33 protein-coding genes and 4 tRNA genes are annotated in these 22,735 nt (G+C 56.9%); 32 read left to right on the top strand and 5 right to left on the bottom strand.

The genetic code is table 11. From position 1 onward, the window contains the following. Positions 1 to 629: pyrroline-5-carboxylate reductase (proC, locus tag ACIQ47_RS08515; RefSeq protein WP_396437719.1), on the bottom strand; the 629-nt coding region annotated here is incomplete at its 3' end. Between the two features lie 88 nt (positions 630 to 717). On the opposite strand from proC, the gene glpK reads away from it, so the two are divergent. The 19 genes from glpK to ACIQ47_RS08420 all read left to right on the top strand — a co-directional run bounded on the left by glpK (position 718) and on the right by ACIQ47_RS08420 (position 11,283). Next, on the top strand, positions 718 to 2,220 hold the full coding sequence (gene glpK / locus ACIQ47_RS08510) for a glycerol kinase GlpK (RefSeq protein ID WP_396437718.1): 1,503 nt from the start codon (positions 718 to 720) through the stop codon (positions 2,218 to 2,220). Positions 2,221 to 2,476: 256 nt separating this feature from the next. Further along, complete coding sequence (gene rplN / locus ACIQ47_RS08505) at positions 2,477 to 2,845, top strand: 50S ribosomal protein L14 (RefSeq protein WP_108354459.1); 369 nt, start codon at positions 2,477 to 2,479, stop codon at positions 2,843 to 2,845. A gap of 9 nt (positions 2,846 to 2,854) precedes the next feature. Next, on the top strand, positions 2,855 to 3,175 hold the full coding sequence (gene rplX / locus ACIQ47_RS08500; protein ID WP_108354460.1) for a 50S ribosomal protein L24: 321 nt from the start codon (positions 2,855 to 2,857) through the stop codon (positions 3,173 to 3,175). A gap of 2 nt (positions 3,176 to 3,177) precedes the next feature. After that, on the top strand, positions 3,178 to 3,717 hold the full coding sequence (gene rplE / locus ACIQ47_RS08495) for a 50S ribosomal protein L5 (protein WP_108354486.1): 540 nt from the start codon (positions 3,178 to 3,180) through the stop codon (positions 3,715 to 3,717). 8 nt (positions 3,718 to 3,725) lie between these two features. After that, a complete protein-coding gene (gene rpsN / locus ACIQ47_RS08490) occupies positions 3,726 to 4,031 on the top strand; it encodes a 30S ribosomal protein S14 (RefSeq protein WP_396437717.1) in 306 nt (101 codons plus the stop codon). 18 nt (positions 4,032 to 4,049) lie between these two features. Then, positions 4,050 to 4,445, top strand: a complete 396-nt coding sequence (gene rpsH / locus ACIQ47_RS08485; RefSeq protein WP_062407198.1) for a 30S ribosomal protein S8 — start codon at positions 4,050 to 4,052, stop codon at positions 4,443 to 4,445. 13 nt (positions 4,446 to 4,458) lie between these two features. After that, a complete protein-coding gene (rplF, locus tag ACIQ47_RS08480) occupies positions 4,459 to 4,992 on the top strand; it encodes a 50S ribosomal protein L6 (protein ID WP_396437720.1) in 534 nt (177 codons plus the stop codon). 11 nt (positions 4,993 to 5,003) lie between these two features. Then, positions 5,004 to 5,369 carry a 50S ribosomal protein L18 gene (rplR, locus tag ACIQ47_RS08475; protein WP_396437716.1) on the top strand — a complete coding sequence of 122 codons (366 nt, stop codon included), beginning with the start codon at positions 5,004 to 5,006 and terminating at the stop codon, positions 5,367 to 5,369. Positions 5,370 to 5,386: 17 nt separating this feature from the next. Beyond that, positions 5,387 to 5,905 carry a 30S ribosomal protein S5 gene (rpsE, locus tag ACIQ47_RS08470; RefSeq protein ID WP_108354464.1) on the top strand — a complete coding sequence of 173 codons (519 nt, stop codon included), beginning with the start codon at positions 5,387 to 5,389 and terminating at the stop codon, positions 5,903 to 5,905. A gap of 14 nt (positions 5,906 to 5,919) precedes the next feature. Further along, the gene (gene rpmD / locus ACIQ47_RS08465; protein WP_396437715.1) at positions 5,920 to 6,102 is read left to right on the top strand and encodes a 50S ribosomal protein L30; all 183 of its coding nucleotides are present in this window, start codon (positions 5,920 to 5,922) and stop codon (positions 6,100 to 6,102) included. 10 nt (positions 6,103 to 6,112) lie between these two features. After that, complete coding sequence (gene rplO, locus ACIQ47_RS08460) at positions 6,113 to 6,544, top strand: 50S ribosomal protein L15 (protein WP_396437714.1); 432 nt, start codon at positions 6,113 to 6,115, stop codon at positions 6,542 to 6,544. Between the two features lie 22 nt (positions 6,545 to 6,566). After that, a complete protein-coding gene (secY, locus tag ACIQ47_RS08455; RefSeq protein WP_396437713.1) occupies positions 6,567 to 7,886 on the top strand; it encodes a preprotein translocase subunit SecY in 1,320 nt (439 codons plus the stop codon). A 104-nt stretch (positions 7,887 to 7,990) separates the two neighbouring features. Beyond that, a complete protein-coding gene (rpmJ, locus tag ACIQ47_RS08450; RefSeq protein ID WP_028820150.1) occupies positions 7,991 to 8,104 on the top strand; it encodes a 50S ribosomal protein L36 in 114 nt (37 codons plus the stop codon). A gap of 24 nt (positions 8,105 to 8,128) precedes the next feature. Then, entirely contained in the window at positions 8,129 to 8,494 is a 366-nt protein-coding gene (rpsM, locus tag ACIQ47_RS08445; protein WP_019429278.1) for a 30S ribosomal protein S13, read from the top strand. A gap of 19 nt (positions 8,495 to 8,513) precedes the next feature. Then, positions 8,514 to 8,918, top strand: coding sequence for a 30S ribosomal protein S11 (gene rpsK / locus ACIQ47_RS08440; RefSeq protein ID WP_019427456.1), 405 nt, complete (start codon positions 8,514 to 8,516; stop codon positions 8,916 to 8,918). A gap of 85 nt (positions 8,919 to 9,003) precedes the next feature. Continuing rightward, complete coding sequence (gene rpsD, locus ACIQ47_RS08435; RefSeq protein ID WP_108354466.1) at positions 9,004 to 9,627, top strand: 30S ribosomal protein S4; 624 nt, start codon at positions 9,004 to 9,006, stop codon at positions 9,625 to 9,627. Positions 9,628 to 9,727: 100 nt separating this feature from the next. Next, positions 9,728 to 10,720 (top strand): DNA-directed RNA polymerase subunit alpha, encoded by a 993-nt coding sequence (locus ACIQ47_RS08430; RefSeq protein ID WP_396437712.1) that lies wholly within the window; start codon positions 9,728 to 9,730, stop codon positions 10,718 to 10,720. An 81-nt stretch (positions 10,721 to 10,801) separates the two neighbouring features. Continuing rightward, positions 10,802 to 11,188 (top strand): 50S ribosomal protein L17, encoded by a 387-nt coding sequence (gene rplQ, locus ACIQ47_RS08425; protein ID WP_396437711.1) that lies wholly within the window; start codon positions 10,802 to 10,804, stop codon positions 11,186 to 11,188. An 18-nt stretch (positions 11,189 to 11,206) separates the two neighbouring features. Next, positions 11,207 to 11,283 (top strand) — tRNA-Met (locus ACIQ47_RS08420). Positions 11,284 to 11,384: 101 nt separating this feature from the next. Here the strand turns inward: ACIQ47_RS08420 and ACIQ47_RS08415 are convergent. From ACIQ47_RS08415 to apaG, 4 genes are read right to left on the bottom strand one after another with little or no spacing between them, the layout of a single operon-like run. Further along, positions 11,385 to 11,858 carry a CinA family protein gene (locus ACIQ47_RS08415; protein WP_396437710.1) on the bottom strand — a complete coding sequence of 158 codons (474 nt, stop codon included), beginning with the start codon at positions 11,856 to 11,858 and terminating at the stop codon, positions 11,385 to 11,387. Next, on the bottom strand, positions 11,858 to 12,328 hold the full coding sequence (locus ACIQ47_RS08410; RefSeq protein ID WP_396437709.1) for a phosphatidylglycerophosphatase A: 471 nt from the start codon (positions 12,326 to 12,328) through the stop codon (positions 11,858 to 11,860). The genes ACIQ47_RS08415 and ACIQ47_RS08410 overlap by 1 nt, the downstream gene beginning before the upstream one ends. Positions 12,329 to 12,384: 56 nt before the next feature. Next, positions 12,385 to 13,344, bottom strand: coding sequence for a thiamine-phosphate kinase (gene thiL / locus ACIQ47_RS08405; RefSeq protein WP_396437708.1), 960 nt, complete (start codon positions 13,342 to 13,344; stop codon positions 12,385 to 12,387). 45 nt (positions 13,345 to 13,389) lie between these two features. Beyond that, complete coding sequence (gene apaG / locus ACIQ47_RS08400) at positions 13,390 to 13,782, bottom strand: Co2+/Mg2+ efflux protein ApaG (protein ID WP_396437707.1); 393 nt, start codon at positions 13,780 to 13,782, stop codon at positions 13,390 to 13,392. Positions 13,783 to 13,811: 29 nt separating this feature from the next. Here apaG and rpe point away from each other — a divergent pair, with 29 nt between their 5' ends. The 13 genes from rpe to ACIQ47_RS08335 all read left to right on the top strand — a co-directional run. Beyond that, positions 13,812 to 14,492, top strand: coding sequence for a ribulose-phosphate 3-epimerase (gene rpe, locus ACIQ47_RS08395; RefSeq protein WP_396437706.1), 681 nt, complete (start codon positions 13,812 to 13,814; stop codon positions 14,490 to 14,492). A gap of 4 nt (positions 14,493 to 14,496) precedes the next feature. Continuing rightward, a complete protein-coding gene (gph, locus tag ACIQ47_RS08390) occupies positions 14,497 to 15,228 on the top strand; it encodes a phosphoglycolate phosphatase (RefSeq protein WP_396437705.1) in 732 nt (243 codons plus the stop codon). Positions 15,229 to 15,512: 284 nt separating this feature from the next. After that, positions 15,513 to 17,012, top strand: a complete 1,500-nt coding sequence (gene trpE, locus ACIQ47_RS08385) for an anthranilate synthase component I (protein WP_396437704.1) — start codon at positions 15,513 to 15,515, stop codon at positions 17,010 to 17,012. 2 nt (positions 17,013 to 17,014) lie between these two features. Beyond that, a complete protein-coding gene (locus ACIQ47_RS08380; RefSeq protein ID WP_396437703.1) occupies positions 17,015 to 17,596 on the top strand; it encodes an anthranilate synthase component II in 582 nt (193 codons plus the stop codon). Then, complete coding sequence (gene ltaE / locus ACIQ47_RS08375) at positions 17,593 to 18,660, top strand: low-specificity L-threonine aldolase (RefSeq protein WP_396437702.1); 1,068 nt, start codon at positions 17,593 to 17,595, stop codon at positions 18,658 to 18,660. Before ACIQ47_RS08380 ends, ltaE begins: the two co-directional genes overlap by 4 nt. A 4-nt stretch (positions 18,661 to 18,664) precedes the next feature. Further along, on the top strand, positions 18,665 to 19,360 hold the full coding sequence (locus ACIQ47_RS08370) for a LysE family translocator (RefSeq protein ID WP_396437701.1): 696 nt from the start codon (positions 18,665 to 18,667) through the stop codon (positions 19,358 to 19,360). A gap of 39 nt (positions 19,361 to 19,399) precedes the next feature. Then, positions 19,400 to 20,428 (top strand): anthranilate phosphoribosyltransferase, encoded by a 1,029-nt coding sequence (trpD, locus tag ACIQ47_RS08365; RefSeq protein ID WP_296293053.1) that lies wholly within the window; start codon positions 19,400 to 19,402, stop codon positions 20,426 to 20,428. Between the two features lie 137 nt (positions 20,429 to 20,565). Next, positions 20,566 to 21,354, top strand: coding sequence for an indole-3-glycerol phosphate synthase TrpC (gene trpC, locus ACIQ47_RS08360; RefSeq protein ID WP_296293052.1), 789 nt, complete (start codon positions 20,566 to 20,568; stop codon positions 21,352 to 21,354). Beyond that, on the top strand, positions 21,354 to 22,115 hold the full coding sequence (locus ACIQ47_RS08355; protein WP_396437700.1) for a uracil-DNA glycosylase: 762 nt from the start codon (positions 21,354 to 21,356) through the stop codon (positions 22,113 to 22,115). Before trpC ends, ACIQ47_RS08355 begins: the two co-directional genes overlap by 1 nt. A gap of 62 nt (positions 22,116 to 22,177) precedes the next feature. Next, positions 22,178 to 22,263 (top strand) — tRNA-Tyr (locus ACIQ47_RS08350). Positions 22,264 to 22,350: 87 nt separating this feature from the next. After that, positions 22,351 to 22,424, top strand: a tRNA-Gly gene (locus tag ACIQ47_RS08345). A gap of 30 nt (positions 22,425 to 22,454) precedes the next feature. Further along, positions 22,455 to 22,529, top strand: a tRNA-Thr gene (locus tag ACIQ47_RS08340). Between the two features lie 73 nt (positions 22,530 to 22,602). Continuing rightward, the coding region (locus ACIQ47_RS08335) for a GTP-binding protein (protein ID WP_308329836.1) at positions 22,603 to 22,735 on the top strand (133 nt) is incomplete at its 3' end.

The raw sequence follows: 22,735 nt of genomic DNA, 5'->3' as shown, positions 1-22,735 counted from the left end.
GAAAACGTGGCCACCGCCAGTTGATAGGCCTGTTCGGCGCTCAGGCCCATGCCCACGCCCGCTTCGGTCATGGCTTCGAGGAAGAAAAACACATAGGCAGGGCCGGAGCCCGACAAGGCGGTCACCGCGTCCAGCAAAGATTCCTGCTGCACCCACAGGTATTGACCTGTCGTGCCAATGACTTGCTCCACCAGTTGCTGGTCGGTCGAAGTGACCGATGGGCAGGCAAACAAGCCGGTGATGCCCTGGCCCACCAGTGCGGGGGTGTTGGGCATGCAGCGCACCACCCGATCTGTGCCGACCCAGCGGGAAATGCTGTCGGTGCGGATGCCCGCCGCCACCGACAGGTGCAGCGCGCCTTGGGTGTGGGGCATGACCGGGGCGGCGGCTTCGCTGAAGATTTGCGGCTTGACCGCCCAGACCACCAAGTCCGCACCGGCCAAAGCAGGGCCTGCGGCGGTCAGAGCGGTGATGCCAAAGTCCTTGAGCAATTTGTCGGCGGCTTCGGCAAAGGGTTCAACCACGGTGAATTGATCGGGTCTCATGCCTTGGCGGATCAGGCCTCCGATGATGGCGCTGGCCATGTTGCCGCCGCCAATAAAGGCCATGTGTTGCGCAAAAAAAGTCATGGTGTCAGTCTCACAGGTGTCTGGGTTGAAAGGTCAATCGGGGAATTGTCGCTGTTTGTCCGAGCGGCTTTGCGCTAACCTTGTGTGCATGGATTACATGCTTTCAATTGACCAAGGCACCACCAGCTCTCGGGCGGTGGTGTTTGACCATGGCGGCCGGGTGGTGGCCATGGCACAGCGCGAATTCACCCAGTATTTCCCGCAACCGGGGTGGGTTGAACACGATGCCCACGAAATTTGGCAAACCCAGTTGGCTGTCCTGCGCGAGGTGCTGACGCATGCGGGCATCTCGGCCCGCCAGGTGCGCGCCCTGGGCATCACCAACCAGCGTGAAACCACCGTGCTGTGGGATCGCCAAACGGGTGAGCCAGTGGCTCCGGCCATCGTCTGGCAGGACCGGCGCACCAGCGGGTTTTGCGAGGCCCTGCGCGCAGCAGGCCACGCCCCGGGTATCGCTGCCAAAACCGGCTTGGTACTGGATTCTTATTTTTCGGGCACTAAGCTGGCGTGGTTGCTGGACCATGTTCCGGGGGCCCGATTGCGGGCCGAGCGGGGCGAGTTGGCCTTTGGCACTGTGGACAGCTGGTTGCTGTGGCAGTTGACGGGAGGACGGGTGCACGCCACAGAACCCAGCAATGCCTCTCGCACGCTGCTTCTCAACCTGAAAACCGGCACCTGGGACGATGACATGCTGGCGCTGCTGAACATTCCGCACGCTGTGTTGCCACAGATATTGCCCTCATGCGGCCAAGTGGCCTTGACAGATGTCCAGTGGCTGGGGGCCAGTGTGCCCATTGCCGGTTGGGCGGGAGACCAACAAGCGGCCCTGTTTGGTCAGGCTTGCTTTGCGCCCGGCATGGCCAAAAATACGTATGGCACGGGCTGCTTTATGCTGATGAACACGGGCGATCACCCTGTGGCAAGCCAAAACCAATTGCTCAGCACCGTGGCCTGGAAAGGCCCAGTCACTGCGCAACGGCCCTTGGCCTATGCTTTAGAAGGTTCGGTATTCATGGCTGGGGCCACGGTTCAGTGGTTGCGCGACGGATTGCAGATCATCGACAGTGCGGCCCAAGTTGAAGCCCTGGCAGCCAGCGTGCTTGACACGGGGGATGTCTTTTTGGTCCCCGCTTTTGTCGGATTGGGCGCGCCCGTTTGGGATGGCCAGGCCCGAGGCGCCTTGGTGGGCATGACGCGTGGCACGGGCCGGGCCCATATCGCCAGAGCCGCTTTGGAGGCCATAGCCTTGCAGACGGCCGATGTCTTCCTTGCCATGGGTGCTGACAGCGGATTGGCGCTGACCGAGCTGAGGGTGGATGGCGGTGCCAGCAAAAACGACTTGCTGATGCAAATCCAGGCGAATGTGTTGGGCGTGCCAGTGGTGCGCAGCCGAATCAGCGAAACCACAGCGCTTGGGGCGGCCTATCTGGCGGGGCTGGCCACAGGCTATTGGTCCGGAGCAGACGAGCTGTCGGCGCAATGGCAAGAGGAGAGGCGTTTCTTGCCGCAATGGCAGGAATCTCAAAGAAGGGGTCATGCGCAGCGTTGGCGAGAAGCCGTGGCGCGCTCACGGTCGTGGGCTCAAAATTGAAGCCTGAGGGGCCTGAAAGGCGCAGCCTGGCGGTTCAACGCCAAAACGCCGGCATTGAAGCAGAAAAATTTCGTAAAAGTGTTGTGCAAGACTTTTTTTCTGGCATAATCGTGGGCTTGGCCTTGCAAAAGGCCTAGTTATCTGCCCAAACAGAAGCTCAGCAAGTGGTTTGCTGGGTGTATGACGGGTCCAAGACTGATTCCTGCAGGTTGGCTTTTCGGCTTGCTTGCAAGGAATACAAGTTGGGAACAAAGAAATGATCCAGACAGAATCTCGGTTGGATGTGGCCGACAACACCGGCGCCAAGTCCGTGCTGTGCATCAAGGTGCTCGGCGGGTCCAGGCGTCGCTATGCAAGTGTTGGCGACATCATCAAAGTGAGCATCAAAGAAGCCGCCCCGCGTGGTCGCGTCAAAAAAGGCGAGATCTACAGTGCTGTGGTGGTTCGCACTGCCAAGGGCATCCGCCGTGGCGATGGCTCCCTCATCAAATTCGATGGCAACGCAGCCGTGTTGCTGAACGCCAAGTTGGAGCCTATTGGCACCCGCATCTTCGGCCCGGTCACGCGTGAACTGCGTACCGAGAAGTTCATGAAGATCGTGTCCTTGGCTCCAGAAGTACTGTAAGGACGCGCCATGAACAAGATTCGCACAGGCGATGAAATCATCGTCATCACAGGTCGTGACAAGGGCAAGCGCGGCAAAGTGACTGCCCGCGCAACCGATTCCCATGTTTTGATCGACGGTATCAATATCGTTAAAAAGCACGCCAAGCCAAACCCCATGAAGGGCACAACTGGCGGCATCATCGAAAAGGCCATGCCGATTCACCAATCCAATGTGGCCATTTTCAATGCCGCAACGGGTAAGGCAGATCGCGTGGGCGTCAAATTGCAGGCTGACGGCAAACGCGTTCGTGTTTACAAGTCCAGCGGCGAAGAAATCAAGGTGGCATGAGCATGGCACGTTTGCAACAACTCTTCCGCGAAAAAATCGCAGCTGACTTGATCGCCAAATTTGGCTACAAGTCGCCCATGCAGGTGCCTCGCATCACCAAGATCACCTTGAACATGGGTGTGTCTGAGGCGGTCGCTGACAAAAAAGTCATGGACCACGCCGTGAGCGACTTGACCAAGATTGCAGGCCAAAAGCCTGTGGTGACCAAGGCCAAGAAAGCCATTGCCGGCTTCAAGATCCGCGAAATGCAGCCGATTGGTTGCATGGTCACTCTGCGCGGTGTTCAGATGTATGAATTCCTGGACCGTTTCGTGACCGTGGCTTTGCCGCGAGTGCGTGACTTCCGCGGTATTTCGGGTCGTGCGTTCGATGGTCGTGGAAACTACAACATCGGCGTCAAAGAACAGATCATTTTCCCTGAGATTGAGTACGACAAGGTGGATGCCTTGCGCGGTCTCAACATCAGCATCACCACCACGGCCAAGTCTGACGAAGAGTGCAAAGCACTTTTGACAGCTTTCCGCTTCCCCTTCAAGAACTGAGGTGTCACGTGGCTAAAGTAGCTTTGATCGAGCGCGAGCTCAAGCGTGAAAAATTGGCAGCCAAGTACGCAAAAAAATATGCGGAATTGAAAACCATCGCCAACGATTTCAAGCGCAGCGATGAAGAGCGTGCAGCTGCCCGTCTGGGTCTGCAAAAGCTCCCGCGCAACGCCAACCCGACCCGCCAACGCAACCGCTGTGAAATCACCGGTCGCCCACGCGGTACGTTCCGTCAATTTGGTCTGGGCCGCGCCAAGATCCGTGAATTGGCCTTTGCTGGCCACATTCCGGGCGTGACCAAGGCCAGCTGGTAATCGGCAGGAGATAACAACATGAGCATGAGTGATCCTATTGCCGATCTGTTGACCCGCATCCGCAACGCACAAATGGTGGCAAAAGCCGCCGTGATGGTGCCTTCTTCCAAAGTGAAGGTGGCCATTGCCCAAGTGCTGAAAGATGAAGGCTACATTGATGGCTTCCAAGTCAAAACCGAAGATGGCAAAGCCACCCTCGAAATCGCCCTGAAGTACTACGCTGGCCGTCCGGTCATCGAACGTATTGAGCGCGTGAGCCGCCCCGGCCTGCGTGTTTACAAGGGCCGTGATGCCATTCCCCAGGTCCAAAACGGCTTGGGCGTGGCCATTGTCACCACCCCCCAAGGCGTGATGACCGATCGCAAAGCACGTGCAGCCGGTGTCGGCGGCGAAGTGCTCTGCTACGTCGCTTAAAGGGAGAAAAAGAATGTCCCGCGTAGGAAAAATGCCTGTGACCATCCCCGCTGGTGTGGATGTGTCAGTTAAACAAGATCAGATCAGTGTCAAGGGTTCGGGTGGTCAATTGGCCATCGCTTCCAACATGCTGGTGACTGTGACCAACGAAGGTGGCAAATTGAGTTTTGCTCCAGCCAATGATTCACGCGAAGCCAACGCCATGAGTGGCACCATGCGTCAGCTGGTGAACAACATGGTGAATGGCGTGACCAAGGGCTTCGAGAAGAAGTTGAACCTGGTCGGTGTGGGTTACAAGGCGGCAGCATCCGGTGCCAAATTGAACCTGGCTGTTGGTTATTCGCACCCTGTCAACATCGACATGCCTGCTGGCATCACGGTGGCCACCCCAACCGCGACTGAAATCGTGATCAAGGGTGCTGACCGTCAACGTGTTGGCCAAATTGCTGCTGAGATCCGTGCTGTTCGTCCTCCTGAGCCCTACAAAGGCAAGGGCATCCGTTATTCGGATGAGAAGATCACGATCAAAGAGACCAAGAAGAAATAAGGAGCTGCACCATGTTGACCAAGAAAGAGCAGCGTCTGCGTCGTGCACGCCAAACACGCATCCGCATTGCACAGCAAGGCGTGGCCCGTTTGAGCGTGAGCCGCACCAACTTGCACATCTACGCCAGCGTTATTTCTGGATGTGGCACCAAAGTGTTGGCCAGCGCCTCCACCGCCGAAGCCGAAGTGCGTACGGCACTGGGTGCAGCAGGCAAAGGCGGCAATGCCGCTGCAGCCACCGTCATTGGCAAGCGCATTGCTGAAAAAGCAAAAGCTGCTGGCGTTGAGAAGGTCGCCTTCGACCGCGCAGGTTTCGCTTACCACGGTCGTGTCAAGGCTTTGGCCGAAGCAGCCCGTGAAGCAGGTCTGCAGTTCTAAACGGATCGGAGTAACAAATGGCTAAATTTACAGCAAAACCGCAGAGCGACGGTCCAGAAGACGGTCTGCGTGAAAAGATGATCGCGGTGAACCGCGTGACCAAGGTGGTCAAGGGCGGCCGTATCCTCGGTTTCGCAGCGCTGACCGTGGTCGGTGACGGCGATGGCAAGGTGGGCATGGGCAAGGGCAAATCGAAAGAAGTGCCAGCAGCCGTGCAAAAAGCGATGGAAGAAGCCCGACGCAACTTGGCCAAAGTGCATCTCAAAAATGGCACGATTCATCACGCAGTGTTTGGTCATCATGGCGCTGCCCATGTGATGATGGCACCCGCACCCAAAGGTACTGGCATCATCGCTGGCGGTCCTATGCGTGCTGTGTTTGAAGTGGTGGGCATCACGGACATCGTGGCCAAGAGCCACGGTTCATCCAACCCCTACAACATGGTTCGTGCCACATTGGACGCCTTGTCCAACTGCACGACAGCCTCCAACGTGGCTGCCAAGCGTGGCAAGTCCGTTGAAGAGCTGTTCGGCTGAACCGGAGAACGAACATGACGACACCATCAACTGTGAAAGTCCAATTGGTTCGCAGCCCAATTGGCACAAAAGTTTCGCACCGCGCCACCGTTCGTGGCTTGGGTCTGCGCAAGCTCAACTCCGTGAGTGAGCTGCAGGATACGCCCGCAGTGCGCGGCATGATCAACAAGATCAGCTATCTGGTCAAAGTTCTCTAAGAGGCCGATGATGGAACTCAATAGCATCAAGCCTGCAGAAGGCTCTAAACACGCACCACGCCGAGTTGGCCGTGGTATTGGCTCCGGTCTGGGTAAAACAGCAGGCCGTGGTCACAAAGGTCAGAAATCCCGTTCGGGTGGTTACCACAAAGTTGGTTTCGAAGGCGGTCAGATGCCTTTGCAGCGCCGTCTGCCCAAGCGCGGTTTCAAATCTCATTTGCTGAAGTACAACGCAGAAATCACACTCACTACCTTGTCCCGTTTGGACTTGGCTGAAGTGGATGTTTTGACACTGAAGCAAGCCGGTCTTGTTTCACAAATGGCCAAAGTGGTCAAAGTGATCAACACGGGTGAGTTGACCAAGGCTGTCAAATTGACTGGCATCGGTGCAACTGCTGGTGCAAAGGCAGCCATTGAAGCTGCCGGTGGCACCGTGGCCTGAAACTTGATGGACGAGACACAACGTGGCAACCAACGCTAATCAAACAGCCAAAGCAGGAAAGTACGGTGACTTGCGTCGTCGACTGGTCTTCCTGCTGTTGGCGTTGGTGGTCTACCGCGTCGGGGCGCACATTCCTGTGCCCGGCATCGATCCTGACCAGCTCAAACAGTTGTTCAACGGTCAACAGGGCGGCATCCTGAGCTTGTTCAACATGTTCTCAGGCGGTGCGCTGTCTCGCTTCACCGTTTTTGCTTTGGGCATCATGCCCTACATTTCTGCTTCCATTGTGATGCAGCTGATGACTTACGTGGTTCCCATGTTTGAGCAAATGAAGAAGGAAGGCGAGTCGGGTCGTCGCAAGATCACTCAGTACACACGTTTCGGTGCTTTGGGCTTGGCACTGTTCCAGTCGTTCGGTATTGCCGTTGCGTTAGAAGCCTCTGCTGGTTTGGTGATCAACCCCGGCATGGGCTTTCGCATGACGGCTGTGGTCAGTTTGACTGCCGGAGCGATGTTTTTGATGTGGTTGGGTGAGCAGATCACAGAGCGTGGTCTGGGCAACGGCATTTCGATTCTCATCTTTGCAGGCATTGCTGCAGGTTTGCCTAGCGCACTGGGTGGTTTGTTTGAGCTGGTGCGTACGGGTGCGATGAATCCGCTGATCTCGGTGTTGATCATCGTGTTGGTGGGATTGGTCACTTACTTCGTAGTCTTTGTCGAGCGCGGCCAACGCAAGATCCTTGTGAATTACGCACGCCGCCAGGTGGGCAACAAAGTCTATGGTGGTCAATCTTCGCACTTGCCGCTCAAGTTGAACATGGCCGGTGTGATTCCTCCGATCTTTGCCTCTTCTATCATTCTTCTGCCTGCCACCCTGATTGGCTGGTTCAGTTCCGGTACATCTGAAAGCAGTGTGGTTCGGTTCTTCAAGGATGTGGCCAGCGCATTGGCACCAGGCCAGCCGATCTACGTGATGTTTTACGCTGCAGCCATCATTTTCTTCTGCTTCTTTTACACAGCGTTGGTTTTCAACAGCCGTGAAACAGCCGATAACCTGAAGAAAAGTGGTGCTTTCATTCCTGGCATTCGCCCGGGTGATCAAACAGCCAAATACATCGACAAGATCTTGTTGCGTTTGACCGCAGTCGGTGCCGCTTACATCACTTTCGTTTGTTTGCTGCCTGAATTTTTGATTCTGAAATACAATGTTCCGTTTTACTTTGGCGGCACTTCTCTGCTGATCATTGTGGTCGTGACCATGGATTTCATGGCTCAAGTACAAAACTACTTGATGTCACAACAGTACGATTCGCTTCTTAAAAAGGCGAGCTTCAAGTCCTGACTGACCTGATAAAAGTTTGGTAATGAACCCTGAGCTGTGGCGAGGGGCCATATTTTTCACCTGGTCTGAGAAGTCTGGGTATCGATGAGTTTTAGGAGAGAACCATGAGAGTTTCTGCTTCGGTGAAAAAAATTTGCCGTAACTGCAAAGTCATCCGCCGTAAAGGCGTTGTTCGTGTGATCTGCACCGATCCACGTCACAAGCAGCGTCAAGGCTGATTGAATTAGTTTTAGAGGACGAAAATGGCACGTATCGCTGGCATCAACATTCCGCCGCACAAACATGCTGAAATTGGCTTGACCGCCATTTTTGGTATTGGTCGCACCCGCGCTCGACAAATTTGCGAGGCCTCCGGCATCGCTTATTCGAAGAAGATCAAGGACCTGACCGACGCAGACTTGGAAAAAATTCGCGACCAGATCGCAGTGTTCACCATTGAAGGTGACTTGCGTCGCGAAACCACCATGAACATCAAGCGTTTGATGGACATTGGTTGCTACCGTGGTTTCCGCCACCGTCGCGGTTTGCCCATGCGCGGTCAGCGTACACGGACCAACGCACGTACTCGCAAGGGTCCGCGCAAGGGTGCTGCGGCGCTGAAAAAATAAGCAGAATTGAGAGACCACCATGGCAAAAGCACAATCCAACAGCGCTGCACAACGTGTCCGCAAAAAAGTCCGCAAGAACATTGCTGACGGTATTGCTCACGTGCACGCTTCGTTCAACAACACCATCATCACGATCACCGATCGCCAGGGCAACGCCTTGTCGTGGGCTTCATCGGGTGGTCAGGGTTTCAAGGGTTCGCGCAAATCGACACCTTTTGCAGCTCAGGTCGCCTCTGAAGTGGCTGGCCGTGCTGCGCAAGAACAAGGCATCAAAAACCTAGACGTCGAGATCAAGGGCCCCGGTCCTGGTCGCGAATCTTCGGTTCGTGCCTTGGGTGCATTGGGCATCCGCATTACGTCGATTGCCGATGTGACACCGGTTCCCCATAACGGCTGCCGCCCTCAAAAGCGCCGCCGTATCTAAATCAAACCAAGCCCACCGCCAGGCCTTGCTTGCATCGCCTGGCTCCCGCATTTGTTGATGCGGCAGCTGCATAAAGGAAAATCAAGTGGCACGCTACCTCGGCCCCAAGGCCAAACTTTCCCGCCGTGAAGGCACCGACCTGTTCCTCAAGAGCGCACGTCGCTCCATTGCGGACAAGTGCAAATTTGACTCTAAGCCAGGCCAACACGGTCGCACTTCTGGCCAGCGCACATCGGACTATGGTCTGCAATTGCGTGAAAAGCAAAAAGTCAAACGCATGTACGGTGTGCTCGAAAAGCAATTTCGCCGCTACTTTGCCGAAGCTGACCGCCGTAAGGGCAACACAGGTTCCAACCTGCTGGCCTTGCTCGAGTGCCGTCTGGACAACGTGGTTTACCGTATGGGCTTTGGCTCGACGCGTGCAGAAGCCCGTCAAATGGTTTCGCACAAAGCCATCACCGTGAACGGCCAATCTGTGAACATTCCTTCTTTCTTGGTCAAGGCCGGTGATGTGGTGGCTGTTCGTGAAAAATCCAAAAAGCAAAACCGTGTGGTTGAGGCGCTGCAATTGGCCGCTCAAGTAGGCATGCCTGCATGGGTCGAAGTGAATGCTGACAAAGCAGAAGGTACCTTCAAGAAAGTGCCTGACCGCGACGAATTTGGTGCCGACATCAACGAATCGTTGATCGTCGAACTGTATTCACGTTAATACATTGTTTCAATCGTTCCCGACGCACAAGGCATTGTGGGTCGGGTGCTTCATCAGCCTTACCGGTGTAACGAACCGGGGGTATTGAGAGGAAGTCTGAATGCAAACCAATCTGTTGAAACCCAAAGCTATCCAGGTCGAACAACTGGCTACCAACCGTGCCAAAGTCACGTTGGAGCCTTTTGAGCGCGGCTACGGCCACACCTTGGGCAATGCGCTGCGCCGTGTTTTGCTTTCTTCCATGGTCGGTTATTCCGCCACTGAAGTGACCATTGCCGGTGTCGTGCACGAATACTCCTCCATCGATGGTGTGCAGCAAGATGTTGTGAACATCCTGTTGAACCTCAAAGGTGTCGTGTTCAAGTTGCACAACCGCGATGAAGTCACGCTCAGCTTGCGCAAAGATGGTGAAGGTCCGGTAACGGCTGCCGACATCCAGACACCGCATGATGTTGAAATCATCAACCCTGATCACGTCATTGCAAATCTGTCACAAGGTGGCAAGCTGGACATGCAGATCAAGGTTGAAAAAGGCCGTGGTTATGTGCCTGGCAGCATGCGCCGCTACGCGGATGAGCCGACCAAAGCCTTGGGCCGTATCGTGCTCGACGCGTCGTTCTCGCCCGTCAAGCGCGTGAGTTACACCGTCGAAAGCGCACGTGTGGAGCAACGCACCGATCTGGACAAGTTGGTCATTGAAATCGAAACCAACGGTGCCATCTCAGCCGAAGATGCTGTGCGTGCATCTTCCAAGATCTTGGTGGAGCAGCTGGCAGTGTTTGCACAACTGGAAGGCAGTGAGCTGACCGCCTTTGATGCACCTTCTGTGCGTGGTGGCGCGGGCAGTTTCGATCCGATCCTGCTGCGCCCTGTGGACGAACTCGAACTCACCGTTCGCTCGGCCAATTGCCTCAAAGCAGAAAACATTTACTACATCGGTGACCTGATCCAGCGTACCGAGAACGAGTTGCTCAAGACCCCTAACCTGGGTCGCAAGTCACTCAACGAAATCAAGGAAGTTCTGGCTTCTCGTGGTTTGACTTTGGGTATGAAGCTCGAAGCCTGGCCACCAGCAGGTCTGGAAAAGCGATAATTTGAAGTTCCCGGTTAACTTCGGGGTGTGCACGGGCAGTACCTGATACGGCTGCCTGTTTAATAAAGAAAGGTAAGCACCATGCGCCACGGACACGGCCTCCGTAAATTGAACCGCACCAGCGAGCACCGCCTCGCCATGCTGCGCAACATGATGAATTCGCTCATCGAGCACGAAGTCATCAAAACAACACTCCCCAAAGCCAAAGAGCTGCGTCGCGTCATTGAGCCGATGATCACTTTGGCCAAAGAAGACAGCTTGTCCAACAAGCGCTTGGCGTTTAACCGCCTGCGTGACCGTGACAGCGTCGTCAAATTGTTTGCTGACTTGGGCCCACGTTTTGCCAAGCGTCCTGGTGGTTACACACGCATCCTCAAAATGGGATACCGCGTGGGTGACAATGCACCGATGGCCTTGGTTGAATTGGTCGATCGCGCTGCAGCACCGTCTGATGCAGCAGCTGAGTAAGGTATAATACGAAGATACCGCGGGGTGGAGCAGTCTGGTAGCTCGTTGGGCTCATAACCCAAAGGTCGTTGGTTCAAATCCGGCCCCCGCAACCAAATGTCAGCACAAGCTGCACATCTTAAAAAGCCCTCTTCGGAGGGCTTTTTTATTGGCCTCTGAATGCACACGCCTACCCACCACAGCGATGGGTGCACGCTCACACGCGCAATCTTTCAAGCAAACCCTGCAGGGCGGCCTCGACAGTCAGCCTTCGAATAGTTTGTCGATCGCCATTGAAGTAATTGAGTTCGGCAGACGTGTTACCGCCGATACACCAAGCAATCCACACGGTGCCCACTGGTTTACCCGGGCTGCCTCCCGTTGGGCCTGCAACACCCGTCACAGCCACGGCAGCTGCAGCTCTGGATCGGTATACAGCGCCAAGGGCCATGGCCAGTGCGACGGGTTCGCTGACAGCGCCATTCAACTGAATCAACTCAGGCGAGACACCCAACATGTGCGCTTTCGCTTCGTTTGAATAGGACACAAACCCACGGTCAAACCAAACACTTGATCCGGACAAATCGGTGCATTCAGCCGCGATCAGCCCACCCGTGCAACTCTCGGCTGTTGCCAACATCCATTGCCGCGCAGTCAGTTGCAGGGCAACACGTTCAACCAATTCCTGCATCACCAGATCCTCCACAATGCAATCACCAGCAGGGTGCAAAAAGCGGCCACCAAGTCGTCCCAAAGGATGCCCCAGCCACCGCGCCAGCCAAAACCTTTGAACAATCGATCAGCCCAAGCGACAGGACCTGGTTTGACCGCATCAAAAAAACGGAACAAAACAAAGGCGGCCAATTGAGTGGCAAAACCACTGGGCGCGAGCATAAAAAGGATAAGCCATATGGCCACGATTTCGTCCCAGACAATGGCGCCAGGGTCACTGATGCCCATGCGGCGGGCGGTCACTGTGCAAGCCCACCAACCCATAAGGACAGCCCACGCAATGATCCATGCTTGACTTGAAATGCTGAACTGTTGTTGAATCAACAGCCAGGAAGCCCATCCCCACAAGCTGCCCACTGTGCCGGGTGCTTTGGGCGAGAGTCCTGAGCCGAAACCCAGGGCGATGGCGTGTGCAGGGTGCGAAAGCATGAGGGCTGCATTGGCACGCACGGGGGGATGCGGTGAATTGGTCAAGACGGCAACCATTAGGCAAAGTGGTCAAAAGAAAACAGCGCGCGGGTGACCGCTAGACCGTTCGCATCGCGCAAAATCAGACCACGTTCTGCGGTGATGCGTCCGATGCGCGTGACACGTGTGCCCGTCATCTCAGCGGCAAGCTGCACTTCGCGTGCTTTTGAAGGCGGGGCCGTGAAAACCAGTTCGTAATCGTCGCCGCCTGACAAAACACAAGTGAAGGCCAGATCATCAGGGCAGTGCCACAGTGCGTTGGTTGCCATCAGACGGCTGGCACAGGAAACATCGATCTCGGCCCCCACATGGCTTGATTGGAGAATGTGTCCCAAGTCGCCAACCAAACCGTCGCTGATGTCGGCCATGGCGGTGGCCACGCCACGCAAGGCTTGGCCAAGCGCTACGCGAGGATCGGGGCATTCCAATCGCTGACGGGCAGCCGAAAAAACCGATTCGTGTAGGCTGATTGCGCCACGAAAGGCTTCGAGGGCCAAACGTGCATCGCCTAAAAATCCACTGACATACACATCGTCATCCACTTGGGCATTGCGACGCAAAATCACTTGCCCATGCGGCACATCGCCCATGACCGTGATGGCGATGTTCAGCGGGCCCTGGGTGGTGTCTCCACCAATCAGTTCACAAGCATGGGCATCGGCCAGATCAAACAATCCTTGGGTAAAGCTGGACAGCCAAACTTCGTCAACCCGAGGCAATGAAAGGGATAGCAAAAAAGCCTGGGGTGTCGCACCACACGCAGCCAAGTCGCTCAAGTTAACGGCCAGGGACTTGTGGCCCAAATGAACGGGGTCGACCGTGCTCAAAAAATGGCGGCCTTCGACCAGCATGTCGGCTGACAAGGCCAACTGATGCCCCTCGCGCGGGGTCCAAACCGCACAATCGTCACCCACGCCAACATTGGCATGGCGTGGTGGGCGCTTGAAGAAGCGTTCAATCAGGTCAAATTCACCCATGGCACAGAGCTTAACCGCAAGGCAAGCGGCAGGATCGAGACAAGATCAATGCAGTGTACGTCCGGTGGATGAGCTGCCCGAGGCATCCAGCACAAACTTGGCAATGGGCGCATCAAATCGTTGGCCATCTTCAGAGACAAAAAAATAACTACCGTGCATGGTGCCGCTGGCAGCACGCAAACGGCAGCCGCTGGTGTACTGGAAAGCCTCACCGGGTCTCAGCAGCGGTTGTTGCCCTACCACCCCCAAACCCTTGACCTCGTCGATGTGGCCCTTTTCGTCTTGGATGATCCAGTGCCGGGAAATCAGCTGCACCGGTGTCTTTCCTGTGTTGGTCACCGTCACGGTGTATGTAAAAGCATAAACATCCTGCAAAGGGTTGCTTTGGTCGGCCACGTACTGGGGCAACACATCAATATGAACTTGGTGAGCAGACATGCGTGCATGTTAACTGCGACAATTCGGGCATGACAAGTCGCTACAAAATTGCCCCTTCCATTCTCTCGGCTGATTTCTCATGTCTGGGTGCAGAAGTCAAAAGCGTCATCGACGCCGGTGCCGACTGGATCCATTTTGATGTGATGGACAACCATTACGTGCCCAACCTCACCTTCGGCCCCATGATTTGCCAAGCCCTCAAGCCGCACGCCAAAACAGCGGCCGGCGTGGCTGTTCCGATTGATGTGCATTTGATGATTTCTCCAGTGGATGCCCTCGCGGCATCATTTGCCGATGCGGGAGCTGATCTGATCAGCTTCCACCCGGATGCCAGCGCTCATGTGCACCGCAGCATTCAGGCCATCAAGAGCAAAGGTGTCAAGGCGGGCCTGGTCTTCAACCCGGCCGAACCCTTGGACGTGCTGGAGTGGACGATCGACGAGATCGACTTGATTCTCATCATGAGCGTGAACCCCGGCTTTGGGGGCCAAAGCTTCATCGATTCGGCATTGCGCAAGGTCGAGCTGGCACGCCAATGGATCGAGCGAAGCGGCCGGGACATTCGCATCGAAGTGGACGGGGGCATCAAGCCCGACAACATCCGCCGCGTGGCCGATGCCGGGGCTGACACTTTTGTGGCGGGCAGCGCCATCTTTGGCAAACCCGACTACAAAGCCGTGATCGACCAGATGCGCGTCGCTTTGGGTTAATGCGATGAGAACTGCGCAGGATTTGATAGAGGTCGATGCCGTCATTTTTGACCTGGACGGCACCCTGGTACACACCTTGGGTGATTTTCAGGTGGCCTTGCACCGGACCATGGCCGATTTGGACTTCCCTCCGGTGTCGGATGCGCTCATCGCGCAAACCATTGGCAAAGGCTCCGAGCATCTGATCCGCACCTTGCTGGCGCATCAAATCAACCGGCCCGAAGTCAAGGGCGTGGGCCAAGCATGTCCGGCTCTGTCGGTGGACGCCCTGTTCGGTCGCGCCTGGCAGCGCTACCAGCATCACTATTTGTCGATCAATGGTCAGTTTGCCGATGTCTACCCTGGTGCTCTGGTGGCGCTTGAAGACTTGGCCGCGCAGGGCATGCCCATGGCCTGCCTGACCAACAAACCCTTGGCCTTTGCCCAGGCCTTGCTGAAAGAAAAGTCACTGACGCACTTCTTTGGCCCCGTGTTTGGGGGTGACAGTTTCAAGCGCAAAAAACCCGATCCCCTGCCCTTGCTGAAAACCTGTGAGGCGCTGGGAACGGTCGCAGCACGCACCTTGATGGTGGGAGATTCCAGCAACGACGCGCAGGCCGCCCACGCTGCGGGCTGCCCGGTGGTGCTGGTCACGTACGGCTACAACCACGGTCAGCGCGTGCAAGACACGCCTGCGGCTGCCTGGTTGGACACGCTGGCCGAGCTGCCAAAGCGCCTGCACGCCATCGACAAATGATGTGAGGCCCAGAAGGATGCATATCGGGTGAAAATCATCAACCGGGCTTTGCTACACTTGGCAAATCATGCTCATCATCCACAGCCACTCCTGCGCAGCCTGCCTGCCGAGCCATTCCCCTGCGGAAGGCCGGGGAGCCTGGCCCTGGCGTCGGCCAGCCTGACCCCACGTCTGTGCGGCTTGCCCGCCACCCGCGCCCGTTTTCATGCTCACCATGGATGGGCACCTGGATGAATGAAAAGCACCTCGAGCGAGGTCGCTGAGCGTTTTGGAGGCTTTAGCCTGTGATCACCGAACTTGAATTCAAAAGCCTGGCCAGCCAAGGCTACAACCGCATTCCTCTCATGCTGGAAGCCTTTGCGGACCTGGAAACTCCCCTGTCGCTTTACCTGAAACTGGCCCACACCAGGGACAACGGCAAATACAGCTTTTTGCTCGAATCGGTGGTGGGCGGTGAACGGTTTGGACGCTACAGCTTCATTGGCCTGCCCGCCCGCACTTTGTTGCGCGCCAGCGGTTTCGGCGCTCAAGCCAAGACCGAAGTGATGCGCGATGGCGAAGTGACAGAAACCGTCGTGGGCAACCCGCTTGATTTCATTGAGCAGTACCAAAAGCGTTTCAAGGTGGCTTTGCGCCCGGGTTTGCCGCGTTTTTGTGGTGGCTTGGCGGGCTATTTTGGCTACGATACCGTGCGTTACATCGAGAAAAAACTCGAAAAATCCTGCCCACCCGACACCATGGGCACGCCCGACATCTTGCTGCTGCAATGCGAAGAACTGGCCGTGATCGACAACCTGTCGGGCAAGCTTTACCTGATTGTGTACGCCGATCCGACCACGCCCGAAGCCTATGTGGGTGCCAAAAAACGTCTGCGCGATCTGAAAGAGCAACTCAAGTACTCGGTGAGCGCCCCGGTCGTCAAACCCACCCAGTCTTACCCGGCCGAGCGTGACTTTGCCAAGGCCGATTACATCGCGGCCGTGGAAAAAGCCAAGGAGCTGATCGCGGGGGGTGACTTCATGCAGGTGCAAGTGGGGCAGCGCATCAAAAAGCGTTACACCGAAAGCCCGTTGTCTTTGTATCGGGCGCTGCGCTCGCTCAATCCCAGCCCTTACATGTATTTCTACAACTTTGGCGACTTTCATGTCGTCGGGGCCAGCCCCGAGATTTTGGTGCGCCAAGAACTGACCGAAGAGGGCGCCAAAGTCATCATCCGCCCCCTGGCAGGCACACGTCCACGCGGCACGACACCCGAAAAAGACAAGGCCGCCGAGCAGGAGCTGATCACCGACCCCAAAGAGCGGGCCGAGCATGTGATGCTGATCGATCTGGCCCGCAACGACATTGGTCGCATCGCCCAAATTGGCTCGGTGAAGGTGACCGAAGCCTTTGTGGTCGAGCGCTACAGCCATGTGATGCACATCGTGAGCAACGTCGAGGGACTGCTCAAGACAGGCATGAGCAATATGGACGTGCTCAAAGCCACCTTCCCGGCCGGTACTTTGACCGGTGCCCCCAAGGTGCATGCGATGGAGCTCATCGACCAGTTCGAGCCCGTTAAGCGCGGCATTTACGGTGGGGCCTGCGGTTACATCAGTTATGCCGGGGACATGGACGTGGCCATTGCGATTCGCACTGCGGTCATCAAGGACCAGACGCTGTATGTGCAAGCCGCTGCTGGCGTGGTAGCCGATTCGGTGCCCGAGATGGAGTGGCGCGAAACCGAGCACAAGGCGCGTGCCTTGTTGCGTGCCAGCGAGTTGGTCGAAGAAGGACTGGAGTGATCATGGCGAAAAAAATCAAACTCCTGATGGTCGACAACTACGACTCTTTCACCTTCAACATCGTGCAATATTTCGGTGAGCTGGGGGCAGACGTCGAGGTCTTTCGCAACGATGAAATCACGCTCGAAGGCATTGCAGCGCGTCAACCTGACCGCTTGGTGATTTCACCTGGCCCTTGCTCGCCAGCCGAGGCCGGCATCTCGGTGGCGGCCATCCAGCACTTTGCAGGCAAGCTGCCTCTTTTGGGGGTGTGCCTGGGGCACCAAAGCATTGGCGCAGCCTTTGGCGGCCAAATCGTTCGGGCACAAGAATTGATGCATGGCAAGACCAGTGTCATCACCACCAAGCAAGAAGGCGTTTTTGCGGGTTTGCCTGAACAATTCACCGTCAACCGCTACCACTCGTTGGCGATTGAGCGGTCCAGTTGCCCGTCTTGTCTGAAAGTCACCGCCTGGACCGACGATGGCGAGATCATGGGCGTGCGCCATACTGAATTCGACATCGAAGGCGTGCAGTTTCACCCGGAATCCATCCTCACCGAGCATGGCCATGCCATGCTCAAGAACTTTCTGGAGCGGCCATGATTGATTTACGCAGCGACACCGTCACTCAACCCACTGCTGCGATGCGTGAAGCCATGTTGCGCGCACCCTTGGGTGACGATGTGTTTGGCGACGACCCTACGGTCAATGCCTTGCAGGAACACATCGCACAGATCACGGGCAAAGAAGCGGCGTTGTTCATGCCTTCGGGCACGCAGAGCAACCTGTGCGCCCTGATGGCGCATTGTGAGCGGGGCGACGAGTACATCGTGGGCCAAAACGCCCACACTTACCGCTACGAAGGCGGCGGTGCGGCCGTGCTGGGCAGTATTCAGCCGCAGCCACTGGCGCAAAGCAAAGTAGGGGAAATGGCGCTGGCCGACATCGCCGCAGCCATCAAACCCATCGATTGCCACTTTGCCCGCACACGCTTGCTGGCGTTGGAGAACACCTGGAACGGCCACCCCATGTCGCAGGCCTATCTGGCGCAAGCCACAACCCTCGCCCGGCAGCATGGCTTGGCTGTGCATCTGGATGGGGCACGGCTTTTCAACGCAGCCGTGGCGCAGGCCGAAGGCGGATCGGTCACGGCCAGTGTGCGCCGCATTGTGGACCACTTTGACAGCGTGTCCGTGTGCTTCAGCAAGGGCTTGGGCGCGCCTGTGGGCTCGGCTTTTTGTGGCTCGCGTGAACTGATCGCCAAGGCACTGCGCTGGCGCAAGGTGCTGGGCGGTGGTTTGCGGCAGTCCGGCATTTTGGCCGCTGCGGCTTTGCACGCGCTGGAGCACCATGTGGAGCGCTTGGCCGATGACCATGCGCTGGCGCAGCGGCTGGCCCAAGGCCTGCAAGGTGTGCCGGGCCTGAGTGTGCGTTCTGCGCAAACCAATATTGTGTTCGTGGATGTGGCCGATGGACGTGGCCCGGCCCTGCTCGAGGATCTGAAAGCCCAGGGCGTTTTGGCCACGGGCTTGATAGGGTTGCGCTTTGTGACACACCTCGGGGTGGATGCTGCAGGCATCGACCACGCCATAGCCTGTATCCAGCGCTTCATGGCGAACTCATCTGCAAAGACAAGCCCGGCCTCCACCCGGGTAGGCGTTTACTGAAGCCATGCCCGAAACGCAGCAAGTCCTGATGTTCATGCTGGCCGGTGTGCTGCTCAACCTCACCCCCGGGCCGGATGTGCTCTACATCGTCAACCAGTCCTTGCGCGGCGGTGTGCGGCGTGGGTTGGTCGCCGCCTGGGGCATCACGGCGGGGTGTTTCGTGCACGTGGCTGCGGCCGCTTTGGGACTGGGAGCCGTTTTGGCCACCTCGGCAGACGCCTTCAACCTGATCAAGTGGCTGGGTGCCGCGTACCTGTTGTGGATGGGGGGGCGTCTGTTGTGGCGCACATCCCAAAGCCATGGCGATGGCGCGATGGCCCATGAACAGTCGGGGATGGCCCACTCTAACCAGCATGTGGATGGGCTTGCCTCCAACGAGGCGAGCGGTTTGCTGGCCGTGTTCTTGGGTGCTTTTGCCACCAACGCCCTGAACCCGAAAGTGGCGCTGTTTTTTCTGGCCTTCGTGCCGCAATTCATTCCAGCGCAGGCCGCTGACCCGACCTGGTCTTTCATGCTCTTGGGTTGCTTGTTCAATCTCAACAGTTTGCTGGTGTGCATGGGCTGGGCCTTGGCCGCCTCTTGGCTGGCCCACCGGGCCCAAGGCATGCAGCGCGTCATGCACCACATGGACCGACTGGCCGGTTTGCTGTTTGTCGGCTTTGGTCTGAAGCTCGCCTTGACTGAAGCGCCGTCACACTGAATTTGTCTACCAACCCCTTCATCCGACAGGAAAATCACCATGCCCATCACCCCTCAGGAAGCGCTGCAACGCACCATTGAGCACCGCGAAATTTTTCATGACGAGATGCTTCACATCATGCGCATGATCATGAATGGTGAGTTGTCACCCGTCATGACGGCAGCGCTCATCACGGGCCTGCGCGTGAAGAAGGAAACCATTGGAGAGATCACTGCCGCCGCCCAGGTCATGCGGGAGTTTTCGACCAAGGTGCATGTGCCCGACCCCACGCACCTGGTGGACATTGTGGGCACAGGTGGTGACGGGGCCCACACTTTCAACATCTCGACCTGCGCCATGTTTGTGGCCGCGGCTGCTGGGGCCAAAACCGCCAAACACGGTGGACGCAGCGTCAGCAGCAAGTCCGGCAGCGCCGATGTGGTCGAAGCCTTGGGTGGCAACATCCATCTGTCGCCAGAGCAAATTGCGCGCTCGATCGAAGAAGTGGGCATCGGCTTCATGTTTGCGCCCAACCACCATCCGGCCATGAAAAACGTGGCCCCGGTGCGCAAAGAGTTGGGTGTCCGCACGATGTTCAACATCCTCGGACCGCTGACCAACCCGGCCAGCGCACCGAACATCTTGATGGGTGTGTTTCACTCCGATCTGGTGGGCATTCAGGTGCGTGCCCTGCAACGCTTGGGGGCTGAACACGCGGTGGTGGTTTATGGCCGCGACGGCATGGACGAAATCAGCCTGGGCGCGGCCACCTTGGTGGGGGAGCTCAAAAACGGCCAGATCACTGAATACGACATCCACCCTGAGGACTTTGGTCTGACCATGGCCAGCAACCGGGCCTTGAAAGTGGACACGCCCGAGGAGTCGATGGCCATGTTGCGTGGGGTGCTGGACAATCAGCCTGGCGCAGCGCGCGACATTGTCATGATCAATGCAGGTGCTGCCTTGTATGCGGCCAATGTGGCCAGCAGCATCGCAGACGGTCTGTCGCGTGCGCGTGCGGTCATCGAGTCGGGTGCAGCCAAAGCGAAGCTGGCGCAGTTTGTGGCCTTTGGTCAGTCGACGGCTTGACCCATGCGTCATGACAAATAGACCTTGATCGCCGAGCGTGTTGTGACTTTGTTTGTGGCGGTCGGGTTGCCAATGAACTGCATTTTTGTTCGAATTTTGAAAAACGGTGCCACCAAGCCCGCACAGGAAGTAAAACCATGAGTGACATCCTCGACAAAATTGTCGCCGTCAAACGCGAAGAAGTGGCTGCGGCCCTGAAGCAAAAATCACTGGCCGTGGTGCGCGCCGATGCCGAAAGCCGCGTGCTGACCCGTGACTTCGAAGGCGCGATGCGTGCCAAGATCGCCGCCGGCCAAGCTGCGGTGATCGCCGAAATCAAAAAGGCCAGCCCTTCAAAAGGCGTGCTTCGCGCAGACTTCATCCCGGCCGACATCGCCCAAAGCTATGCCGAGCATGGCGCAGCGTGCTTGTCTGTTTTAACGGACAAGCAATTTTTTCAGGGCAGCGTGGATTTCCTCAAGCAAGCCCGTGCCAGCTGCGACCTGCCGGTGCTGCGCAAGGATTTCATGATCGATGCTTATCAGGTCTACGAAGCCCGGGCCATGGGGGCCGACGCCATCTTGCTGATTGCTGCCTGCCTGGACGATGCCCACATGGCCGAGATGGAGGCGGTGGCCCGCACTCTGGACATGGCCGTGCTGGTGGAGGTGCACAACCGGGCTGAGTTGGATCGAGCCCTGAAGCTGAAAACCCGGCTGGTGGGCATCAACAACCGCAACCTTAAAACCTTTGAGGTGTCCCTGCAGACCACGCTGGACATGTTGCCCGATGTACCGGTCGACCGTTTGTTGGTCACCGAAAGCGGTATTCAAACCCCGGAAGATGTCCTGCAGATGCGCGAGGCGAAAGTCAATGCATTTTTGGTGGGTGAGGCCTTCATGCGTTCTGGTGAGCCCGGCGAGGCGCTGTCCAAACTGTTTGCCTGATGTCCCGTATGCTGGTTCAGCAGAGTCTGGCGTTGGGAGACGGGCCCTTGGTGGCCGATCGTTTGCTGGGCTGGCCCCCTGAGCTGCAAAAACTGGATGAGGGGTGGCGGACGCATGTGGTCGAGTTTTTGGCCTCGGCGGTTGGGCGCGCCTTGTCTGAGCGATTGACCGAGGCCCTGAATTCAGGGGCCATCGTTTATCCACCAGATCCTTTTCGGGCGCTGAGCTTGACCCCACTGAACCAGGTGCGTGTGGTGATTCTGGGTCAAGACCCTTACCACGGACCGGGCCAAGCAGAAGGATTGGCCTTTTCGGTGGCCTCTGGGGTGCGCTTGCCACCCAGTTTGCGCAATATTTTCAAGGAGTTGCAGCAAAGTCTGGGTGTGATGATGCCCGCTAACGGCTCACTGGTGCGCTGGGCAAGGCAAGGGGTCTTGCTGCTCAACACTTGTCTGACGGTACAAGACGGGCAAGCGGCCAGCCATGCGCGGTGGGGATGGGAGACTTTGAGCGATGAGCTGGTCAAAACTGTCGCCCAAAGTTCTACGCCAGTGGTGTTCATGTTGTGGGGTGCACAGGCTCAGGCCAAAAAGACATTGATTGCACAATCCGCAAATTCGGGTAAGCATTTGGTATTGCTGGCCAATCACCCTTCTCCTCTTTCGGCCTTGCGACATCCAGTGCCCTTTTTAGGCTGCGATCATTTTGTTCGGGCCAATGCCTTTCTGGAGGAATGCGGCGGAAAAGCCATCGACTGGTGAAAATTTTGTGAGCCGTCTTGCGGGGTGTCGCAAAAAGATGGCATAATATAAGACTCGCTTCTGGAGGGGTGCCCGAGTGGCTAAAGGGGGCAGACTGTAAATCTGTTGGCTTACGCCTACACTGGTTCGAATCCAGTCTCCTCCACCAGCAAACTGGCATTAGCCGGATTGATTTGAGCAATTGGAAATGGTTTCCAAGCATTGGCGCAGCATCCACTCGTGCGGCGCGATCAGTGCGGGAGTAGTTTAATGGTAGAACCTTAGCCTTCCAAGCTAATGACACGGGTTCGATTCCCGTTTCCCGCTCCATCGAACCGGTTGAGTTTGTCAGAAGTTTTCGCCCTTGTGGCTCAGTGGTAGAGCACTCCCTTGGTAAGGGAGAGGTCGCGGGTCCGATTCCCGCCAAGGGCACCAGTTTTGGGGCGTACATCGCAAGCTGTGCGCCCTCTGTTTTGGTTGTTGACCGCTACTTTTCGGAGTCGAAGATATGGCAAAAGAGAAATTTGAACGGACCAAGCCCCACGTCAACGTGGGCACCATTGGTCACGTTGACCATGGCAAAACCACGCTGACAGCCGCCATCACCACCGTGTTGGCTGCCAAGTTCGGCGGTGCTGCCA

It is taken from the genome of Limnohabitans sp. (assembly GCF_044373035.1).
Taxonomy (GTDB): domain Bacteria; phylum Pseudomonadota; class Gammaproteobacteria; order Burkholderiales; family Burkholderiaceae_C; genus Limnohabitans_A.
This window is presented reverse-complemented; position numbering and strand designations above follow the sequence as displayed.

What these genes read in the sequence shown, in the direction of transcription:
- rplE (WP_108354486.1), top strand. Translation starts at nt 3,178, where the DNA reads ATGGCACGTTTGCAACAACTCTTCCGCGAAAAAATCGCAGCTGACTTG.
- rpsH (WP_062407198.1), top strand. Translation starts at nt 4,050, where the DNA reads ATGAGCATGAGTGATCCTATTGCCGATCTGTTGACCCGCATCCGCAAC.
- gph (WP_396437705.1), top strand. Translation starts at nt 14,497, where the DNA reads ATGAGAACTGCGCAGGATTTGATAGAGGTCGATGCCGTCATTTTTGAC.
- thiL (WP_396437708.1), bottom strand. Translation starts at nt 13,344, where the DNA reads ATGGGTGAATTTGACCTGATTGAACGCTTCTTCAAGCGCCCACCACGC.
- apaG (WP_396437707.1), bottom strand. Translation starts at nt 13,782, where the DNA reads ATGTCTGCTCACCAAGTTCATATTGATGTGTTGCCCCAGTACGTGGCC.
- rplF (WP_396437720.1), top strand. Translation starts at nt 4,459, where the DNA reads ATGTCCCGCGTAGGAAAAATGCCTGTGACCATCCCCGCTGGTGTGGAT.
- rpsM (WP_019429278.1), top strand. Translation starts at nt 8,129, where the DNA reads ATGGCACGTATCGCTGGCATCAACATTCCGCCGCACAAACATGCTGAA.
- rplQ (WP_396437711.1), top strand. Translation starts at nt 10,802, where the DNA reads ATGCGCCACGGACACGGCCTCCGTAAATTGAACCGCACCAGCGAGCAC.
- ACIQ47_RS08410 (WP_396437709.1), bottom strand. Translation starts at nt 12,328, where the DNA reads ATGCTTTCGCACCCTGCACACGCCATCGCCCTGGGTTTCGGCTCAGGA.
- rpmJ (WP_028820150.1), top strand. Translation starts at nt 7,991, where the DNA reads ATGAGAGTTTCTGCTTCGGTGAAAAAAATTTGCCGTAACTGCAAAGTC.
- trpC (WP_296293052.1), top strand. Translation starts at nt 20,566, where the DNA reads ATGAGTGACATCCTCGACAAAATTGTCGCCGTCAAACGCGAAGAAGTG.
- rpe (WP_396437706.1), top strand. Translation starts at nt 13,812, where the DNA reads ATGACAAGTCGCTACAAAATTGCCCCTTCCATTCTCTCGGCTGATTTC.
- trpD (WP_296293053.1), top strand. Translation starts at nt 19,400, where the DNA reads ATGCCCATCACCCCTCAGGAAGCGCTGCAACGCACCATTGAGCACCGC.
- ACIQ47_RS08370 (WP_396437701.1), top strand. Translation starts at nt 18,665, where the DNA reads ATGCCCGAAACGCAGCAAGTCCTGATGTTCATGCTGGCCGGTGTGCTG.
- glpK (WP_396437718.1), top strand. Translation starts at nt 718, where the DNA reads ATGGATTACATGCTTTCAATTGACCAAGGCACCACCAGCTCTCGGGCG.
- ACIQ47_RS08380 (WP_396437703.1), top strand. Translation starts at nt 17,015, where the DNA reads ATGGCGAAAAAAATCAAACTCCTGATGGTCGACAACTACGACTCTTTC.
- ACIQ47_RS08355 (WP_396437700.1), top strand. Translation starts at nt 21,354, where the DNA reads ATGTCCCGTATGCTGGTTCAGCAGAGTCTGGCGTTGGGAGACGGGCCC.
- rplO (WP_396437714.1), top strand. Translation starts at nt 6,113, where the DNA reads ATGGAACTCAATAGCATCAAGCCTGCAGAAGGCTCTAAACACGCACCA.
- ACIQ47_RS08430 (WP_396437712.1), top strand. Translation starts at nt 9,728, where the DNA reads ATGCAAACCAATCTGTTGAAACCCAAAGCTATCCAGGTCGAACAACTG.
- rpsE (WP_108354464.1), top strand. Translation starts at nt 5,387, where the DNA reads ATGGCTAAATTTACAGCAAAACCGCAGAGCGACGGTCCAGAAGACGGT.
- rpsK (WP_019427456.1), top strand. Translation starts at nt 8,514, where the DNA reads ATGGCAAAAGCACAATCCAACAGCGCTGCACAACGTGTCCGCAAAAAA.
- ltaE (WP_396437702.1), top strand. Translation starts at nt 17,593, where the DNA reads ATGATTGATTTACGCAGCGACACCGTCACTCAACCCACTGCTGCGATG.
- rpmD (WP_396437715.1), top strand. Translation starts at nt 5,920, where the DNA reads ATGACGACACCATCAACTGTGAAAGTCCAATTGGTTCGCAGCCCAATT.
- ACIQ47_RS08415 (WP_396437710.1), bottom strand. Translation starts at nt 11,858, where the DNA reads ATGCAGGAATTGGTTGAACGTGTTGCCCTGCAACTGACTGCGCGGCAA.
- rplN (WP_108354459.1), top strand. Translation starts at nt 2,477, where the DNA reads ATGATCCAGACAGAATCTCGGTTGGATGTGGCCGACAACACCGGCGCC.
- rplX (WP_108354460.1), top strand. Translation starts at nt 2,855, where the DNA reads ATGAACAAGATTCGCACAGGCGATGAAATCATCGTCATCACAGGTCGT.
- rplR (WP_396437716.1), top strand. Translation starts at nt 5,004, where the DNA reads ATGTTGACCAAGAAAGAGCAGCGTCTGCGTCGTGCACGCCAAACACGC.